This is a genomic window from Candidatus Hydrogenedentota bacterium, assembly GCA_035416745.1.
In the GTDB taxonomy this organism is placed as follows: domain Bacteria; phylum Hydrogenedentota; class Hydrogenedentia; order Hydrogenedentales; family SLHB01; genus UBA2224.
In genome coordinates this window covers 43,905-63,273 of record DAOLNV010000024.1, presented here as the reverse complement: position 1 = coordinate 63,273, position 19,369 = coordinate 43,905, and the positions used below count along the sequence as shown (strand labels likewise).

14 protein-coding genes are annotated in these 19,369 nt (G+C 59.8%); 7 read left to right on the top strand and 7 right to left on the bottom strand.

The window, feature by feature from the left end:
- The first annotated feature begins 194 nt into the window (after positions 1 to 194).
- Together PLJ71_09885 and PLJ71_09880 are read left to right on the top strand one after the other, a co-directional pair.
- Positions 195 to 2,129 (top strand): phosphoenolpyruvate carboxykinase (GTP), encoded by a 1,935-nt coding sequence (locus PLJ71_09885; protein HQM48990.1) that lies wholly within the window; start codon positions 195 to 197, stop codon positions 2,127 to 2,129.
- Positions 2,130 to 2,292: 163 nt separating this feature from the next.
- A complete protein-coding gene (locus PLJ71_09880) occupies positions 2,293 to 3,288 on the top strand; it encodes a haloacid dehalogenase-like hydrolase (protein HQM48989.1) in 996 nt (331 codons plus the stop codon).
- A gap of 6 nt (positions 3,289 to 3,294) precedes the next feature.
- Here PLJ71_09880 and PLJ71_09875 read toward each other — a convergent pair whose 3' ends face one another.
- The 3 genes from PLJ71_09875 to PLJ71_09865 form a co-directional block, all read right to left on the bottom strand.
- Positions 3,295 to 4,269 carry a carbohydrate kinase family protein gene (locus tag PLJ71_09875; protein ID HQM48988.1) on the bottom strand — a complete coding sequence of 325 codons (975 nt, stop codon included), beginning with the start codon at positions 4,267 to 4,269 and terminating at the stop codon, positions 3,295 to 3,297.
- A gap of 48 nt (positions 4,270 to 4,317) precedes the next feature.
- Complete coding sequence (locus PLJ71_09870) at positions 4,318 to 5,058, bottom strand: DUF1559 domain-containing protein (protein ID HQM48987.1); 741 nt, start codon at positions 5,056 to 5,058, stop codon at positions 4,318 to 4,320.
- Positions 5,059 to 5,328: 270 nt separating this feature from the next.
- The gene (locus PLJ71_09865; protein ID HQM48986.1) at positions 5,329 to 5,538 is read right to left on the bottom strand and encodes a hypothetical protein; all 210 of its coding nucleotides are present in this window, start codon (positions 5,536 to 5,538) and stop codon (positions 5,329 to 5,331) included.
- A 255-nt stretch (positions 5,539 to 5,793) separates the two neighbouring features.
- Between PLJ71_09865 and PLJ71_09860 the strand changes: the two genes are divergently transcribed.
- Genes PLJ71_09860 through PLJ71_09850 form a run of 3 tightly spaced genes read left to right on the top strand, consistent with a single transcriptional unit; the run spans position 5,794 to position 10,313 of the window.
- A complete protein-coding gene (locus tag PLJ71_09860; protein HQM48985.1) occupies positions 5,794 to 7,158 on the top strand; it encodes a glycosyltransferase family 2 protein in 1,365 nt (454 codons plus the stop codon).
- Entirely contained in the window at positions 7,145 to 8,005 is an 861-nt protein-coding gene (locus PLJ71_09855) for a polyprenyl synthetase family protein (protein ID HQM48984.1), read from the top strand. The genes PLJ71_09860 and PLJ71_09855 overlap by 14 nt, the downstream gene beginning before the upstream one ends.
- Positions 7,983 to 10,313, top strand: coding sequence for a hypothetical protein (locus PLJ71_09850; GenBank protein HQM48983.1), 2,331 nt, complete (start codon positions 7,983 to 7,985; stop codon positions 10,311 to 10,313). Before PLJ71_09855 ends, PLJ71_09850 begins: the two co-directional genes overlap by 23 nt.
- A gap of 27 nt (positions 10,314 to 10,340) precedes the next feature.
- Here PLJ71_09850 and PLJ71_09845 read toward each other — a convergent pair whose 3' ends face one another.
- On the bottom strand, positions 10,341 to 13,124 hold the full coding sequence (locus tag PLJ71_09845; GenBank protein HQM48982.1) for a family 78 glycoside hydrolase catalytic domain: 2,784 nt from the start codon (positions 13,122 to 13,124) through the stop codon (positions 10,341 to 10,343).
- A 169-nt stretch (positions 13,125 to 13,293) separates the two neighbouring features.
- Positions 13,294 to 14,295: an L-lactate dehydrogenase gene (locus PLJ71_09840; protein ID HQM48981.1), complete on the bottom strand. Its 1,002-nt coding sequence runs from the start codon at positions 14,293 to 14,295 to the stop codon at positions 13,294 to 13,296.
- 145 nt (positions 14,296 to 14,440) lie between these two features.
- Here PLJ71_09840 and PLJ71_09835 point away from each other — a divergent pair, with 145 nt between their 5' ends.
- Together PLJ71_09835 and PLJ71_09830 are read left to right on the top strand one after the other, a co-directional pair.
- On the top strand, positions 14,441 to 15,979 hold the full coding sequence (locus PLJ71_09835; GenBank protein ID HQM48980.1) for a hypothetical protein: 1,539 nt from the start codon (positions 14,441 to 14,443) through the stop codon (positions 15,977 to 15,979).
- A 73-nt stretch (positions 15,980 to 16,052) separates the two neighbouring features.
- Entirely contained in the window at positions 16,053 to 16,415 is a 363-nt protein-coding gene (locus PLJ71_09830; protein ID HQM48979.1) for a hypothetical protein, read from the top strand.
- A gap of 38 nt (positions 16,416 to 16,453) precedes the next feature.
- On the opposite strand, the gene PLJ71_09825 is transcribed toward PLJ71_09830, so the two are convergent.
- Both PLJ71_09825 and PLJ71_09820 read right to left on the bottom strand, forming a co-directional pair.
- Positions 16,454 to 17,227, bottom strand: coding sequence for an SGNH/GDSL hydrolase family protein (locus PLJ71_09825; GenBank protein HQM48978.1), 774 nt, complete (start codon positions 17,225 to 17,227; stop codon positions 16,454 to 16,456).
- A 10-nt stretch (positions 17,228 to 17,237) separates the two neighbouring features.
- Positions 17,238 to 19,361, bottom strand: coding sequence for a sulfatase-like hydrolase/transferase (locus PLJ71_09820; GenBank protein HQM48977.1), 2,124 nt, complete (start codon positions 19,359 to 19,361; stop codon positions 17,238 to 17,240).
- Between the last annotated feature and the right edge of the window lie 8 nt (positions 19,362 to 19,369).

The window sequence follows — 19,369 nt, the reverse complement described above, 5'->3', positions numbered from 1 at the left end:
GGCGAGAAATTTTCTCTTGACCTCGGGCGCTGACCTCTTTATTATCACGCAACCTCTTTCGGCTCCTTTTGGGTGTTCTACCAGGCAGGGCGGAAGCTCAGACCGACAAGGCCAGCAGAAGGCGCCCAAGCTCTATACGGAATCTGGATTGTGACGGAAGGGTGTATCCGCACGCAGACCATACGGAGAGAACCATGCTGGAATTCAAGAAAGGCGTTGACATTCTTTCAGCCGTAGGCGGCATCGGCACCATTGACGCGGCGAGAAGTCTGTTCAAGAGGAAGCTCGATAGCGGGGACCTCGAAAGACTCTCGAACATCACGAATGAAGAGGCCTTGTTGAAGGTCGCCAACGCGATTGCCATGTGCCAGCCTGACAAGGTCATGGTCCTGACCGGTTCCGAGGCGGATAAGGAATTCGTGCGGAAATACAGTATCGAGAAATGCGAAGAAAAACCGCTGGCGATACCCGGCCATACGTACCACTTTGATCTTCCCGAGGACCAGGGCCGCCTGCTCAGCCAAACCATGTACATCGTCAACGAGGACGAAAAGATCTCCTCGCTCGCCCAGCGGGAACTGCGCAGTGAATCGCATGCCTACATCAAGAAGCACATGACCGGCATCATGAAGGGCAAGATGATGTTCGTGGGGTTCTACTCGCGGGGTCCCGTGGGTGCCAGAGCCTCGATCCCGGCCATCGAGATTTCGAGCTCCACTTACGTGCTTCATTCAGCCGAGCTCCTGTACCGCAATTGTTACGCGGATTTCGACGCGGAGATCGCGCGCCGTGGGGAATTCTTCACTAACGTCCACTCCGAAGGACCCAACCGTGCGGAAGACATTCCCAACTGCCGTATCTATATGGACCGTTCATGGCAGACAACCTATTCCATGTTCTGCACGTACGCGGGCAACACTCTTCTTATGAAGAAGGGCAACCATCGGTTTGCCTCGGATACCGCCATTTACAGGCACAGCGGTCTTGAGCTTTCCGAGCACATGTTCATTACCGGCATGACGGGGCCGGGCGGCCGGAAAACGTATTTTGCGGGCGCGGCGCCTTCCGGCTGCGGAAAGACTACTACGGCCATGGTCGGCTCGGATTTCATCGGCGACGACCTGGCGCAGCTGTGGATTGCCGGGGACGGCACGTTGCGCGCGGTGAATCCCGAGATCGGCATCTTCGGCATCGTCGAGGACGTGAATATCGAGGGTGACCCGTATCTGATGAAGTGCTTGCGCGAACGGGGCACCGAAGTCATCTTCTCAAACGTCTTGATCGACGAGAACAAAAAACCCCGGTGGGTGGGCGATGGAGAGCCCGTTCCCGGCCGAGGCATCAACTACCAGGGGGAGTGGACGCCTGACATGGTCGATGTGCCCATGTCGCACCCCAATTCGCGGTGCACGCTGCTCTCGGAGGCCATCGCCAATCACAACAAGGAAGTGAATGCCGACCCGTCAGGCGTGTTGATTGAGGTGGTGACGTACTCGGGCCGGGATTCCGACACCATGCCGCCGATCTGGGTCGCAAAGACCATGGATGAGGGAGTCGTTATCGGCGCGTCCATCGTGTCCAAGGCGACGGCCACGGAGATCGGGGCCACGGGCGTACGACGTCAGCCCTGGGCCAACGCGCCCTTCATCGCGGGAGGCCTGGGCGATTACCTCGATGCGCAGTTCAAGTTCTTCAACAACCCTCGTCTCAGGAAGAGACCCGTGATAGCGGGTTTGAACTACTTCCTCACCCACGAGGACCGCGAAGGCGGCGGCAAGGGGTTGTTGGGCGCGAAGAAGGACGTGCATGTGTGGCTGGGATGGCTGGACCTGTACGCGCATGGGGATGTCGAGGCGCTCGAAACGCCCATCGGCATGATTCCGAAGTACGCTGATCTTGAGAGACTTTTCAGTCAGAAGATCAACAAGAAATACAGCGAGCAACTCTATACCATGCAGTTCTCGTTGTATGTCGACAACATCATCTCCCGTATCGACATGCAGATACAGGCCTGGAAAAAGGAAGAAGGCGTAGGCCAGACCATCTTCGACATTTACGCGAAGCAAAAGGCCGCCCTCGAAGTCTTGAAAGCCGCGAAGGGCGCTATCGTCAAGCCGCAAGACCTGTAGGCCTGCCGCGAAGAGATAGTGACCGCCCGTCCCGGAATCCCGAGGCGGGCGGTCACGTGTGTCGGCGGGCCTCTTAACCATACGCCCGGGTAAATGTCCTTGTACCCGTACGGATGACTTGCTATGGTTTTGTGAGGACCCTGAGAAAGAGGGGAGGCTGTCCGTGTCTGATAAGGGATTGTTTCTGCAGAACGTAATCGCGGTAATCTGGGATTTTGACCGTACGCTGTCGCCGCAGTACATGCAGAAGCCGTTGTTCGAGGCGTACGACGTGGACGAGACCACTTTCTGGGACCAGGTCGGCAAGCTGCCTGCGTTCTATAAACGCGCGGGCATTCACGTGCAGCGGGACACGTGTTATCTGGGCCACATTCTCTCCTACGTGCGTGCGGGGCGGTTTAAGGGGCTCACGAACGCGAAACTGCGGGGACTCGGCAAGAGCATCACATTTTACAGGGGGTTGCCGTTCTTTCTTGATCGTCTGAAAGCGATCGTAAAGGAACCGCAATTCGTAGAAGGCGATTTGCGGCTCGAGCATTATGTGGTGAGTACGGGACTTGCTGAGGTTATCCGCGGCTCGGAAATCGCCGAGAAACTCGACGGTGTATGGGCATCGGAATTCATCGAAGCGTCTGCCGAGCCCGACACTGACCTCTCCGGCACGCCCGCGGCGGGCGAGATCACCCAGATCGCCACCCTTCTCGACAACACGACCAAGACCCGGGCGTTGTTTGAGATAAACAAGGGTGTCAACAAAGAACCAAGCATCAACGTGAACGACACGATCCCCGAGGAGGAACGCCGGGTGCCTTTCAAGAATATGATCTATGTCGCGGACGGTCCAAGTGATATTCCCTCGTTCTCGGTGGTGAGGAAGCATGGCGGTCTTGCGTTTGCGGTTTATAAGCCCCGGTCCCAGCGGCATTACGAACAGGCACTCATGCTCCAGGAAACGGATCGCGTGGACATGATTGGGCCGGCCGATTACCGGGAGGGGTCGTCCACGGACATGTGGTTCCAGTCGCAAATCCGCAAGATCGCGACACGCATGCTCGATGAGCGGCGCCGGGCCCTTGAGAGCAAGGTCCGCAAGGAACCCGTGCATCTGGCCGAGATTCAGCGCCAGAAGAGGGAGAAAGAGAAGGAAACGAAGCAGTAGGCCGGGTCAGAATGGCTCGCCGGGCCAGTCGCCGGGCTTGCCTTCGAACACCTTGAAATGGCTTCGCGGGTGGCGAAGATAGTCTTTGGCCTCCGCCAGTTGTCCGATGCCGCGGTACCGCGCATTGAGCCCTGCCACAACCGAGCCGCTGGCCAGGGCCGTCGCCGGCTCGTCCGAGCTTAACATCCCCACGAGAAACCCGGCTGAAAAGCTGTCGCCGCAACCGGTTGTATCCACAGCCTTGATGGGGGGAAGGGCGTCGATATCCACGAGATAGAACGAGCCGTCCTTGCGATGCACGGTAAGCGCGCCCTCGGGCCCCAATGTAACCGTGGCAACGCGCGGTCCCGCCTGGCAGACCTCGCGGGCGGCTTCCGCGAACTCCCGGCGGGTCTTGAGGTCGCGGTCGAACATGGTGTTGATTTCGAACTCGTTGCACTGGAGCACGTCGATGTACGGCGCCCAGTCGCGCCATTGCGGGAAACCCACGATCTCGCGCTTGCCCTCGGCGTCAAAGCGGCTGATCAGATTGTGGACATCGAGCGAGACAAGCCCTGCATATTTCGTCCGAAACGCCTTGAACGCGTCGAGGTCGAGTTCGCTGCCGTTGATGAAGTTGAAATGAACCGCGTCGGCATCCAGCACCCTGTCAAGTTCATCAGCGGCATACGGCGGCATGCGGTGCCGGACGGCCTCGTCCCGCCACGATACGGTCCGCCAGGTCAACGTGACGTGCGTTACATTTCCCTGGCAAGGCACAATACCGCTCGTGTCGATAGATGGGAGCTTCTTGAACTCCGCCAGGGCGGCCTCGAACTGGTCCTCGCCGATCTTGGTAAACGGGAATACCGCGTCCCCGGCCTCGAGAATGCTGGCAAACGCGGCGGCATTGTAGGTAATGCCGCCGAAGCTCTCGCGGCGCTCGCCCTCGAGCGTGAAGATCTCGTCAAAACATACGGCTCCAAGTATTGCTATCTTCATGACGCCGCAGTGTAGCGGAAGGGCGCGGACAAATCCAGATGGTGGCCGTCATTGGTCCAACCGGCCCAAGGCCTCCAGAATCCTCGGAGTCAGAGGAAACTTGCCCGGATATTTCACGAACTCGACACGGCCGTCCATATAGAGCACGTTCGAGCCTCCCGGGATATGATTGAACATAGTGAGTGGGCCGGCCGTGGTGGTGGCGGCGTCAAACATCACAGGCACGCCGCCGGGCTGTACGCCCGCCTCCTCGCAGACACCCTCACGGAGCCGCAGAAACATGTCGCCCCCGAAAGAGCCGCGTCCGGACGGCGCGGGGAGGTCCTGGTTGAAATCCGCTCCGCCGGCGATGAACGCCGGGTAACTCTCGAGAAACGCCAGGAACTCATCTTCGGAATTCAACGCGTACCCGAGATAGTAATAACTGTGGTCGTCGATAACACCGGGCATGGCAACGTCCGCATCGCTCGGGCATGAGAGAATTTGGAGGTCGGTCAGGTAATCGGGACACACGGGGTCCGGCTCGAACATGAACGTGCCATCCACGTTGCTGAGCGGGGGCCAATACTGCCCGGGATCCTCGTTCGAATACATCTTGAAGACGATGCCCATCTGTTTGAGATTGTTCTGGCAGGAAGCTCTCCGGGCCGCTTCACGGGCGCGCGCCAGAGCAGGGAGCAGAATTGCCGCAAGAATGCCCATCACAAAGATCATGAAAACGGCCACTGCGCCCAGAATCACGCCGACAATAAGACAGGTGTTGGAATCCGACCGGCGCTGCGGCTGCATAGGCCGGTAGTATTGAGGCGGCGGGGGAGACGGAGGCGTTGGAGTCGACGGCGGTGGCGGCGTCTGGCCTACGTCGGCAGTTAGCGGTAAACGGGCAAATCGTGAACGGTGCATGGGGGTATTTTGGGGAGCGGATGGATGGGACATTGCGCGGCCTCCTACCGTCTGCGTTACAACTACAGTTTTTACAGTCTAAACTCGGAGGTTATTCAATATCCAGCGCAAAGCGTAACGGTACACTTGACTCCCGCCTCCACAAGGAGGCTGCTGTCACCTGTTCAGGCCGCACAATGTCTGCAAAAACACCGGGCTTAAGGGGAACGGGCCCGGATACAGACGAAACTCGACATGCCCGTCGAGGTACAGCACGTTGCCGCCCCCTGGGATGTGGTTCACCATGATGGATGTCCCCACTGACTTGACAACCTCGAACATCACGGGCACTTGGCTGGGCAACACGGAAGGTGCTGCGTTGCGCACGGCGCTCCGGCTGTACGGACTTCAGATGCTCTTGCGGCGAAGGCGTCTGGCCCATGTCCGCCAAGAGCGGCAAACGCGGCCCGCGGATTGGTGTCCGCCGATGATTGGGCGCGTGGAACACGATTTGGCCTCCTACCCTCTTAACTACTGCTACGGCCACCCGGAGTCTACGCTGATTGCCCGTTCGTTATCCATTCGACGAACCACGGGCTCAAGTTCACCAATGAGGCGCTCCCTGCTATACTGCCTCTCATCATGCCGAAACCGCTTGTATACGTGCTTGTCATTAACTGGAACGGCCGCGAACATCTCGCGGACTGTTTTGATTCGCTGCTTGCCGGCACGTACCGGAATTGCCGGTTCGTGCTGGTCGATAACAACAGCAGCGACGATTCAATCGCATTTGTTAAGGGCGGGTACGACGATCCGCGCATCGAGGTGTTGCCGCTTCCGGAGAACATCGGGTGGTCGGAGGGCAACAACCGGGGCATCGAGCGCGCTCTCGATGCGGGGGCCGACTACGTCTTCCTCTTGAACAACGATACATCCACCGCACCGGATGCCATCGAGAAGCTCGTGAGTGCCGCGGAAGCGAAGCCGGAGTGCGGCGCCCTCGCGCCGAAAATGGTGTTGTTCAGCGCTCCGCATCTGCTTAATTCGCTCGGTATCGAATGCTCGATCATCGGCTCGTCGTGGGATATAGGCGTAGGGCGTCTCGACGGACCCAAGTGGAACGTGCCCCGGAAAGTCCTCGGCGTTTGCGGCGGCGCGATGTTCCTTCGCTGCGCAACGCTGCGCCGGGCGGGACTTCTGCCGGATTTCCAGATCTATCTCGATGATCTCGATCTGTGCCTCCGTATCTGGAATGCGGGATTCGAAATCTGGAACTGTCCCGAGGCGGTCGTTCGGCATAAATTCAGCGCCACCATGGGCACAGGCAAACGGCTTCGACAGAAATACTACCTGAACACGCGCAACCGCATGCGGGTAGTGATGCGAAACTTCCCGGCCACACAAATGCACCGGGTCATCCCCAGGATGTTGTTGGGCGAAGCGAAATCCGTGGGCCGCGGCTTCTTGGACGGCGATCACTGGAAACTATGGGCGCACGCCAAGTCGTGGGGCTCGAGTCTGGCGTATCTGCCTGAGGCCTGGCGAGCGAGAAAGCAGTATGGCGCGAGCGCCCGCTTCTGGGAACAAGTCAAACGCAACACGCTGTTTTTCCGCGGCGTCGAGCTGCCGGAAAATGGTTGGTATGCGGAGCGGGAAGTGCGGGGCGAAGCGGTCCGTCCCATGTCGAAGTCGGCCACGATGGACTGGAAAGGGGGTCAGTTGCGGATTACCCTCGTCAATTGCTATTCTTCGTTGGGCGAGGCGGAAGTCGAAGTCTTTGCTGGGGGCCAAGTTATCGCACGACTGGCTACAGCGCGCCGCACGGAAGAAGTCGTGACCGCTCCCCAGGGGCCTGTCGAGTTCCGCGCCAAACGCATTTTCGACGCGGACGACACCGGCGAACTGTGCGATTACGGCGGATGGATGCGTCTCGAACCTCTTGATGATGCACGCTGCTGCGTATACACGGACGAACCCGAGATAGGAAAAGCGCATGGCCGGATTTGACCTTGCCACCTACATCCAGGAGCGCAAGATATTCGTCGACCAGGAACTGGAGCGTATCCTGCCCCCGGAAGACCATGAGCCGCAGGCAGTCTTTGCCGCCATGCGGTACGGTGTCCTGGGCGGCGGCAAACGGTTGCGGCCAGTAATGTCGCTTATCGTGGCGGAGGTGAACGGATACGCGCGAACCGCGGTTTCCGATGCGGCGTGCGCTGTGGAACTGGTGCATGCCGCATCACTCATCCTTGACGATTTGCCGTCGATGGACAATGCGCAAACGCGCCGCGGGCAACCCTGCACTCACGTTGTCTATGGCGAATCCACGGCTATTCTCGCCGCCATGGACCTCATTTCCGTAGCTTACCGCCTCGTTGCCATGAACGCGGAACAGCGTGACCGGCCTGTCGCTCCGGCGATTGCGGAGTTGTCGAAGGCGATCGGTCACGAGGGGATCGTGCGAGGACAACACGCGGACCTTGCATTGGGCGGGAAACGAGCGTCCCTGGAGCAGCTGACGGATATTTACGCGCACAAGGCGGCTGCGCTGTTTCTGGCGGCTGTACGTATCCCCGCAAGGATTCTGGGGGTCGAGGAGGCCAAGGTCCATGCCCTCGAACGCTACGCTGAGAGCCTCGGGCTCGCGTTCCAGATTACCGACGATCTCCTTGATGCCGGTCACGCTCCCGAAGATGCAGGCCGCAGCACGTTCACAACGCACCTGGGGAAAGATGGGGCGCAAAGAAAAGTCACCGAACTGGTCAAAGACGCCAAGGCGGCATTGGATGCCTTGGGTTCCGAAGCCATGGTATTGAAAGCACTTGCAGAGTATGTCGGAAAACGAAAGCACTAGACAGCGTCCGGCGTACGTTTATGTATTGCTGGCTCTGCTGTGTATCGGCGCATCCGGAGCGCTGGGATTCTGGGTGGGGGGTCTCCTGGGCAGATCCCCGCAGCTGGACCGTTTTGTCGAGGGCGATGCCCAGGCTCCCCAGGCAGAAGAGGCGCTGGTGGAGATACCCGAACCTGTCCACTGGCCGGAACCGCCCATCTATGTCTACCTTGGGCAAGCCGAGCCGGAAATACTGAAAGCCAAGGTGCGGCAAGCCGCGGCCGAGATGCCCAGGGACGACGGCGCGGCCGTGCGACTGTTCCGGTTCGCCGTCGAGGCGCCGTTGCCATGGCCGGAACACGGGATGGCGGCGGATACCGCGCTGGCGGCGGTTGGCGCCATCGCGGAGGCATGCCCCGACGCCGAGATCATCCTCTCTGTAGCGCTCGACCCGCCCACCGCATGGCTGGAAGCCAACCCAGACGCGGTCATGACCATCGGCGAGGAAAAGCAGCCATTTGTATCCGTGGCATCCAAGAAATGGCGCGAAGCCGCGCTCGGCAACCTGGCATCTCTTGTCAAGGCCATGGAAGATGCTCCCGGAGGCCCGAATGTCACGGGCTACGTGTTGCGATGCCTGCAAAACGGGTTCTGGATTCAGCCGGAGGGTTACGACAGGTCGGAGGCCAATGTAACAGGCTTTCGCGAGTGGCTGACGGTTCGTTATGAGACGGTCGAGGCCTTTCGCGCTGCCTGGAACGAGAAAGATATCGCCTTCGAGACCGCCCCCGTGCCCAAAGAGATACGTGGCGGCGATGCTCATACGGTATTCCACAGATTCCCGGGAGAACGGCGCAACATCGATTATCTGCGGTACGTATCCGAAAACATCGCGGATACCCTGGCCCTGCTGGCCTCTCAGATCAAGGCAACAGGAGGCCACGACACCCGCGTTCTTGCTCCGTATGGTTTCGCGTTCGGTCCAACTACCAACTGCGCGGGTCACGCAGCCTTGAACCTATTGCTTGACAGTGAAATAGACGGGTTTGTGTCGCCTCCCGGGCTTGGCGATTACGGCATTGACAAGAGCGGAGGAATCCTGGGGGCCGTACACAGCGCTCTGCGCCATGGCAAGTCGTGGTTTCTCTTGGACGACACGCTTGCGAACGCGAGCGCCCAGGCGGAATCCGACGAGGCCGCCGCAAAACAATTGCGCCAGAGGCTCGACCACGTATTCGCGGTCGCCGTGACCCAGGGAATGGGCCTTTTGTGGCGCATTCCCGTCGACACGCAGGAATCCCCCGCCGAAAACTCGTGGCACACCTTGAAAAGCCTCAAGACCTTGTACAGCCCTATCACTGAAGCCAAACCGGCCGATGGCATGACGCCGTTCGGACGCAACGAGAACCTGCTGATGACCATCGTGCTTGCGGAGACCAGCAGGTTCAATCAAGTCTGCGACACGGCCTTGAACGCAGACCTTCTGCAGACCCTGCCGTCCAACGTACTGCGCATGGGCGTCCCCACGCAGATATGCTTGCTCGGCGACCTGCTGGCGGGAACCGTGCCCGTTACTCCGTGTTACCTGTTCCTGAACACGTTTCATCTGCCCCAAGAGAACCGCGAAGCGCTGCACGCCCTCCTGCGCGACACAGGCGCGACCGCAATATGGGTCTATGCGCCGGGATACTGCAACGGCGAAGCCAATGCCGCCGCCAACATCGCCGCTACCGTTCAAATGACTGTGAAACCTCTCGACAAGCCTGTGCCTTCCGGGTCGGTTGTCACCCTGGGCGGCGCCTGGATTCCGACAGGAACCCAATTCGGCGACGGGGTTGCCTGGTCGCCATCGTTCTACATCGAAGATGACGACGTGAACGTGATCGCGAGACGCACCGGCAGCGACAAGGCCAGTGTCGCCATTGCCTTCCTTGGCGACGAGGCCGATGAGAAGAGCTGGACGTCGGTCTATTGCGCTGAACCCGTGATGCCAGTGGGGCTGCTCCGGGAGATCTTTCGCACCCTCGAGGTTTTTCAGTACGTGCGAAGCGCCCCGCCCGCGTCCGAGGATTTTTACTATTTCGGCCGCAACTCGCTGGCTGTTCATGCTGGCGCAAGCGGAGAACGGATTATCGACCTTGGCGGCGTCTACAAAGTGCAGGACCTCCTCGATCCCGCCGTGGGATGGTCCGAAAAGCGCCTCATGACCGTACCCATCGAAGCCGGCCAGACCCGTATTTTCAAGGTAATGCCCGTACCTGAGGAAGTCCCCAACGACGAGTCGGCGCTCCCCGTTCCCCCAGAACCCCAGGATGCGCCCGCGCCGTGACCGTGCCGCATGCACGGCCTTTTTCCCCTATTGGCTGTTCTGTTGATTTTGAGTGATGAGCACCTTTGTGCCTTCGGTGACCAGTTCGTAGAGAGCGATGACGTCGTCGTTCCGGACGCGGACACAGCCGTGGGATGACGGGGTGCCGAGGGCGGCTTCGTTGTTGGTTCCGTGGATGTAGATATAGCGACCCCGGGAGTCGACGTTGCCGCCTCTGTTGAGCCCCGGTTCAAGGCCGTCAAGAAACAAGATTCGCGTGAGCACAAGGTCTTCGGTGGTATCTTGCCCGTCCTGCCACACTTCGGCGGTTGGGGCACCGCTTCGGAAGACCTGGCCCCAAGGAGCGCCTTTGCCGGTTTTCGCGGACACTTCGTGCCATCCGAGAGGGGTCTTGAGACTGTCCATCTCCGACCCCGTTCCTTTTTCGGCGGTCGCACAGGGGCTTTCCCAGATGATGTTCTTGCCGCGCACAATGCGCAGGGTCTGGTCATCCACCGAGACCCAAAGCCCTGCATTTTCACCGACACGGTCCTGCCAGCCTTGCGCCTGAAGGATTTCGCGTTGGCGCCCGGAGAGTTGTTGAGGCGTATGCATGATGACCACGCGGGTCCCGTCCGGCACATCACTACGGACAGGAACTCCGGGTGGCGCCGTAAGGGCGAATCCCGTGTCCCGGCTGAATTTCACGTCGATCGTGCCTTGAGGGACGGAGACATGAAACTCGACTCGGTCCAGTGCGGCGGGGATACGCGGCTCGAAGGCGATGCGCCGCCATCCGGGTTCAGCCGGACGCAATCCGACCACGCGTTCGGCAATCAGATAGACCGGACCGCTGCTCCATGGATGGCACCAGCTCGTATTCCACTTCTGCTCGGGTCCCCAGGCTTCCATGCAGGTGGTTGCGCCGTTGCGGAGCATTTCGTGCCAGGAGTGTTCGTCTTTCGACGTGATGAGGTCGTAGGCCAGCTCCGGCTCGCCGGCGCGGAAACACGCCTCGATAACGAACGGCGCTATGTACACGCCGCAACTCAGGCGTTTCCGGCGGATCAGGTTCACGATAGCGGGAACGGAGTCCTCGGGGACAAGTCCGAACGCAAGGGGCAACGCATTTGCATGCAACGAACTATGTTTGGACCCCGGGGCGTCGACAAACAAACGGGTATCTGCGTCAAGAAGACGTCGGACGAAAGCCGCGCGCACCATTTCCGCTTTGCCCTCATACGGTTCCGGGTCCCGGCCGAGGTCACGGCACAAAGTGGCAGCCGCCTGCAGCGAAGCATAGTAAAACGCGTTCAGAACCGCATTCTCCCGGTGTTTCGCGTAGTCATAGTCGTACCCGTCGCGGAGATTGTCGGGCCAGTCGACCAGCACCCATTTCTCGGTCATGCCTGTCAGGAGACCGCTTTCAGACTCGAATCCCCCGAAATAGGCAAATAGCCCCGGAAGCACCTCGTCGAGCATGTGCTGAACAAATACACCGTCGCCGGTGTAGTCGTAATAGTTGCGGACCACCAAGGGCCATTGCAGGGAGTACTCGGCAATCTCTTGCATGAAACTTCCCGGGGCTACGGCCATCAATCCGGGACAAACCCGCCGGGACAAGGCAAAATCCTGGATGGCCTTCGCCAGAAGCGACCCGTCGCCCGTAAGCACCACGTGGGAATGGCCCGTGATAAGGGCATCGCCAAGGTACTGGCCTTTTTCGCGGGACGGGCAATCGAGGAAGCTGCCCTGTGCACCACACTGGACCCCGTTCTTGCAGAGCTGCCAGATTTGCATGAGCAGGCCGTCGGAAGCATTGAACGTGGCGGCCTCGGGGTCGAACGGGTGGTGCCGCACATCTACCCAGACTTCCGGTTCCGTTGGCGCGTTGAGGATTTCCATGTAACGAAACGCCCGGTAGTCAAAAAACTCGATGGTCTCCTCGCGCCCCGAGAGGATCGGGAACTCCTGGTAGAGGCATTTGGCGCGCATGTCATAGCGTACGGTGAGAGGCTCCGACAGTTCCTCGCCATGACGCACCTCGAGCTTGTGCCCCTCAGGGCCCCGAATCCGGATGCGCGTATGACCGACAATCTCCTGTCCAAAATCGTAGAAATAGTGGCCTTCGGCTTTCTTCTCGACAACAACGGGGTTGGCGCGCCAATGTTCGAGGGGCGGGGTCATCTGTTTGACGAACACGTGGTCCTGCCTCCCGCACAGGGGCGCCTGCCATCCCGTATCGTCGAATCCGGTCTCGCGCCAGCCCACGGGGATCGCGCGCATGTCGATATCCTCGGCGAACTGCGTTTCGTAGCCAATGGTGCGGCCTGTGGGGAAAGCGGTCAGCGTGTAGAGTTTCCACGACTCGTCCGTGGCAAATGTCTGGCTCGAACCATCGGAATATATGACGTTCAGCGTCATCATGAAACCCGCGCGATTGTCGGCGCTGTTCCAGACTCGATTCAGGAGTCCCTGGTAGTAGACGTGTGCGGCGAGTGTGTTATCGCCGGCCTGAAGCGCCGCAGTCACATCGAGCTTGTAATAGGGATAGGCGAACGGATAGCCGGGTTCGGGCCCCTGCACCAGAAACGCTCCGTTGATGTAAAACTTATAGTAGTCGTCCCCCGTGATAACCAGTGTCGCCGCGGACGGCGCGCCGGAAAGCGCGATTTCCTTGCGCATGAGCGTATGGACGTTGCGCGGGCCCGATAGCTCGGGTTTGGGAGCGTTCTCCTTGTGAAACACATCGATAACGCCGATATTCTCGAATATAGGATCCCGCAGCCACTTGGCCTCACCGAAATCATCCGTTGCAGCACCAGATACCATCGCAAGCACCCCGCTCACAAGACATGCGGAAACACCAAACACCGGCAGTCCTCCCACGCAACAATTCAAAATCGCCGCATGGTATCACGAGACCATGGGCAAGAGGAAAAGCGCCTTGGAGTACGAGGGACTGCGCCAAGCGGGCCGTGTCTGGCGGAGAGAGCCGCTATCAGAGACCGAGGCCTTCGTAGACCTCGTTCAGTACATCGCCGCTGCGCAGAAGCGCTTTATGTTCGGCAGGCGACAAGCCTATCTCCATGTGGGTGTGCGCGCCACGCTGGTCCATGAGCGTAGGCACCGACAGGCAGACGTCCTGCAAGCCGAATATGCCTTCGCACCGGCGGCTCACCGTGTACATCGAGCTCTCGTTCGTGGACAACGCCTGCGCGATCATGTTGGTGGCGACTCCAATAGCGAAATGGGTGGCGCCTTTGCGCTCGATGATTTTGTAGGCCGCAGTGCGAACGTCGCTGTTGATGCGCTCGATGTCTTCGGCGGTCAGAGGGATTCCCACGTAGTTGCAGTACTCGCTGACACGGTAGGTGCCGATGCTCGCGCGGCTCCACACCATGACCTCGCTGTCGCCATGCTCGCCGATGACCACGGCGTGCACGTGACGGGGAAGAATGCGGCAGTGCAAGCTGATGAGGGTGCGGAAACGCGCGGTATCGAGCACCGTTCCCGAGCCGATGACCTGTTGCGCGGGCAAGCCGCTAAGTGTCAACGCGACGCGCGTCATGACATCCACGGGATTCGTAATAATCAAGAAAATGGCGTCGGGGTTGTTCTCGGACAGCAAGGGAAAGAACGTCGCAAATATGTCAGCGTTTCGCTTTACCAGGTCTAAACGCGATTCACCGGGCTTCTGTCCTGCGCCGGCCGTCACGATCACGAGACCGCAATCCTCGATCTCATCCACATTGCGCACCGACATGGCCGAATGATGAGTGAAGGGTAGACAGTGTTGGAGGTCCATGTATTCGCCTTCGGCGCGATGAGGGTCGTAGTCATAGAGTATCAGCTCATCGGCCGTCCCCGCCTGAAGCATTGCGTAAGCGGTCGTGGAGCCAACTGCGCCCACGCCGATAATGGCCGTCCGTCTGACGCACGGTATGGGATGCCCCGCGTGCTCCGTCCTCCGGCGCTCCTCTGTGAGTACTAGCTTTTCCATACATCCGTGTAACACACAGCTTCATCCGCTTTGTTCCTCGTAAACACCGCCTCCGGGGTCCAGGCGGAGAGGGAGACGAGCGCACGGAGAAGTCTTTCGCCGGTCAGTTGACCTCGCCGCCGTTTGGCCAGTAGACTTTGCCGCTATGAAGGCTCCTGGTCAGCATACCGAATCCGCGAAGGCGCACCTGCGCGTTCGGTATCCCCAATTGTTTGACTGGGTCTCAATGGCCTTCTATGTGTTGTTGGTGTTCAGTTGGACCCTCAACATCTACCCTATGGGGCGCGATTACGTCGAGCAAGACTTGCCTGCGGGGCTTGCTCCGGTCTGGGCGGGGCTGCAAAACGCGCTAGGGGACACGTTCTGGGTGTATCACGCCGGCAATATCCTCCTTTTATACGGCTGCATGATCGCGATCTTTTATCTGATGAAACTGGCATACAACGGCCCGTGGTGGCTTGGCACGCTCGCGGCGGTGCTGTTCATGGCCAATCCCGTGCATACTGAATCCGTAACGAACCTGTGCGGTATGGTAGACCTTTTGCCATGCTTTCTTGCACTCCTGGCCTTGGATGCGTATTGCCTTCTGGCGCGCTCGGGAAATGCGCTCTGGCTTGTATTGACGGTTCCGTTGTTCGGTCTCGCCGCGATTGCCGGCCCCGAGAACATCGGGCTCGTCATCGTTTTTGCCCTATTCGAGTCGCTCCTTTCATCGGACCGCGCACCCAAACGCCTTCTCCGGGTCTTGCCGATGGCGCCGGTCGTCCTGGCGGCCGCCTGGTTGCACCGCGAGACCCTGTTTGCGCACGGCGGCAGCGCGGCGGCGATGTTTGGACCGCTCTATTTCATCTTCTATCCCATCGGATTCCTGCCCGCCACGGTCAAGTGTCTTCACGAAAGCCCGTGGCTGGGGTGGGTGGCAGCCGCGACGGTTGTCACGGTACTGGTCCTCCTATACAGGAAAGCGCGGCGGCCGGTGCTTTTGTTCGCGATGCTTTCGATATTGGCGGTCAGGGTGTTTGGGGGAGGCCGCGAGATCGATCCGGTCCATCTTATTGGCGGCGGCCAGTTACTCCTTGCCAACGCGCTGTTCGCCGTCGGCCTGACGTCTCTGTTCCACCGAATCATGGACCACCCCAAGTGGAGGCGCATCACGATTTCCGGCACCTCCCTCCTGTGTGCCTTTTTCATGGTCATGCAGGCGCATGCGATCATGCAGTGGCGAATCGCTGGCGGCATGCTGAAGGAGTTTCACGCCCAGATTCGACAGGCGGCCGGACAGGCTGGCGCCCGGGCGCCCGGCGAATCCTTGCTTGTATCGCCAGACATCCAATACCTCGATGGGACGCCCTTGTGCCTTTCCACCTCCCTTGTTTTCGGAGAGAGAAACATACCCTACAGACCCGAACTGCCCGTTTTCTCCGGGGGCATCATCGCGGTTCCGCGGATAAACATATTCGGGCGAAAAGGCGTCCGCTTGAAGAGCATGGTGGAGGAAGGCACCGTAGCGGTACTCGTCGAAGGGGCCCAACCGGTCGATATTGTGCCGCTCGACGCGCCGCCGGAGCTGTCGGTGCACGAGCATGCCGGCCGGGGCTTTCGTCTGGAAACACCGTTTACCGGGGGCGGTCCGCATCTGCTCGTGATCCCCGGCGAATATCCCTGGCCTTCCAGCGATTCCTGACCGCGCTCTTTGATTCATATGCACCGGCGTTCTAGAATGCCGCGGCTAATCATCAACCCGCAGAGGACCGTCCGTGAAAACGGAACCCGACAGAGCGGCAATTCCTTCCAGCGCGCCATCGGTGTGCCCCGTCTGCAAGCTCGAAGTGGGGGAGACGGACGTGTTCTGCCGCCGCTGCGGCAGGAAGCTCAAGACAAGCGCCACCTGGTACTACGAACCGATTTGGGTATGGATGCTTGGACTCTTCATTCTCGGCGCGCTTGCGATTCCTCTCGCATGGCTGTCGCCGAAAATGTCGCGCTTGGAAAAGAGCGCATTCACCCTGGTCGTGACAACCCTCACGGCGATCCTCATGATACTCTGCTACCTCATTTTTGCCTACCTCTGGCACAGCGTTTCCGCCATTAATGAGGCAGGTTCCTTGCTGGGATACTAGACTCTCCGAACCGGCCGCCAGCAGACCCCTCCGGAACCTCAGCGGGGAATGAACAACCGGCACACCGCGCTTTCCGGGTCATAGATCCCCAGGGCCTTGAAGAGCAGGGTTGCTTTGAACCGGTGGCCGTACTCGTTTGGATGCAGCGGGTCGTTCATGAGGTAATAGATATCGCTATTCTGTTCATATTCAGCGTATGCCGCGTAGTGGTCGATGAGGATTGCGCTGGTTTGGGCCGCGACCTCGCGAATGGCCCCGACATACGCGTCGATATACGGCCCGCGGTCTTTTTCGGAATCAGGCAAGACAGGATTGGGCGTATGAATCAGAATGGCGGCTCCACACCCTTCGCGCACGCGCCGCACAATATCCGAATACAACTCGCGGAAGCGGGGGAGAGCCTCTGTTCCCTTCTTGCAGTCGTTCATCCCAAAATGAAACGAGGCTACCTGGGGGGCAAACTGCAGCACCCGCCACTCGAGGTCCTCTGACAGCCGTTCGATGGTCCACCCGCTGGTAGCGGTGCGAATCACGAGGTTGCGCTCCTTGCCCATCTCATAGCGGAGGCGTTCTTCGAACAGTTGCGGATAATCCCGCCAGCCGCTGGTGTGCCGGGCCCCGTGCGTGATGCTGTCGCCCGCAAAGACCCATTTGACCGCCTGATTCCCTTCCAGCAGCGCCTGTATCCGGGCAAGGTCGTCCGCCGGAGGCGCTGCGGTATCCTGGCCCCGCGCCGCCGAACCGAGAACGAGGGTTCCCGTTATTGCCGCCGCGCATTTGATCGCTGTTCTTCTCGAAATATCCTCGCCCATGCTGGCACCCCTATTCTTTTTCTTTGGCTGGCGCGGACAGCGCATCTTGCTTTGGAGCCACGGCACTTATCCCGCGCCACATGTAACTCGAATGAACGTACTCAGCCAGGCTCCGCTGGAAATCGTCCGCCAGTTTTTCCTGTTCACCGGTAATCGACACGGCCTGGGTAGACGTTCCGACGCGGAACAGCCTTGAATTGCCTCCACCCGGCATGGGCACGTCGCCAAACGCCCGCGTCCCGGGTTCCCAGATATACCGGTAGTTGCCGGACCGCACGGAGACCTGAAACGGGTCAGCCGCCATGGATACGGGGTCTTTGCCGACCGGCCCCAGCAGAAAACTCCGCCCGTCAACGGTTCTATCCAGCGGTATGCCAGCCACGCGCGTCAGAGCAGGCACTACGTCCTCGAGAGCGACCGCGTACGTGCGCATTTCCCGCGGGACCCCGGGCTTGTGGCATAGGATGGGAACACGCAGCGACTCCTCCGACAAATCGAAAGCGAGCCGTTTGCCGTCCTTCCCGAACCGCATGGCATACGGCGCAAAGACAATGACGCACGTGTTCTCGATGAGTTCTGAGTCCCGTATGTACTGGAGCACCTGGCCGGCGGCGGTATCCACGTATTCCAGCATCGTGTCGTAGAGATTCACATCCTTGGGAGCGTCCGGCTTGTCGAGGAACCGGGTGCCGTAACGCGCCCTCACTTTCATATCCTCCAACTCAGAGATTCGCACGAACACCATGAACTTCACATCACGGTGGTTCTCCATCCAATCGAGCGCCTTCTCAACGGTGCGTTCGCTGCCGGCCGCTTCGCCTTCGGCGGCATACCCGGCATCAAACCATTCGAACCCGTTCTCGAACCCGCTGCCGAAATCCAGGTCCTGGCGATATTCGCCTTCCGTAAACGCGGCGGTGGCGTAATGGTCCCTGCGGAGCATGTCGCTCAGCGTTTTACATCCTTCGGGCATCGGCCCGTCCCTATCGCCGAAATGGCCATGGCACAACGGGTTGACGCCGGTCAGCACCGACATGTAGGCGGCGCGCGGTTCCGGCGCTGGAGAGTATCCGTAAGGAAACGCGACAACGTTGTGGGCGAAACGGTCGAGCATCGGCGTCGTCCGGCGTTCATATTTCCATGCGGACATGTGACACGGGTTCAGCCCGTCGATGCCGATAATGATGAAGTTTGGAGACGTTTGCTCTGTCCGGCGCTGGTGAAGCAGCGGGCCGGAGAGCAGCAACTGCCGGTTGGACCTCACGACGGGTGTGAAACCGAGCAGGCGCAACCAACTGGGGGCAGGTTGCTGGGTCCAGAAAACCGTACAGCGTGTTGCGTCCGCGGGAATGTCCTCCGCCAGCACGCGCGCGCTTGCCCATCCATCCCCCTCGAGATTCACGGTTGCCCGGTATCTTTCCGTTTCCTTTCCATGGAGCACGACCGTCACGTGCGCCTGGGCAACGGCATCCTCTACGGGGACATCGGGCGGATTGGCCCAGCGCAGTGTGATGCCGCGGTTATCGTAGAAGGGAAGATCATAACGCGCCATTGCCCCCTCGTGCACCGGCCGCGCTTCCGAATAGGTGTCGCCAATGCGGTAGATCGAAGGCATCGAGGTAGCTTCCGGCCGCGCTTTCTCTATCCCCGAACGCCATTGCTGGAGCCCCAGCCACGAGACCGCCCCGGCAAGGCATGCGGCGCCTATCCAGGCGAGAACATGCAGGCGCCCGGATGGCTCGCTATACAACGCCGTGTAAAATGAAAAAAGCTTGAGAGCGCCGTGCAGCGCCAGATACGCCGCCAGATAGACAAGCGGTTCCGCCTTCAGCAAAACGGGGTCAGGCCAGGCAACCTGGATGTGCATGAGGAAAGGAATCAAGACGACCGCTGCCGCATGCGAAGCGCTTTCGACAAAAAGGAACTTCCTTGAACGGGTCGGTTTAAGCGCTTTCACCAGCGCCGCAAAGAGGAGTTGTACGGCAACATAGCCCGCAGCCACCCCCAGGAGCAGGCGGGAACCGACTTCGAACGTCGGCGCGAAGCCCACGCCTGCCAACAGATTGTGTGCGAATGCGCCCACCACCCCCGCCGAAAGGCACAGCGTGACCAAATATACTGATACTGCTATCACGTCCCCGA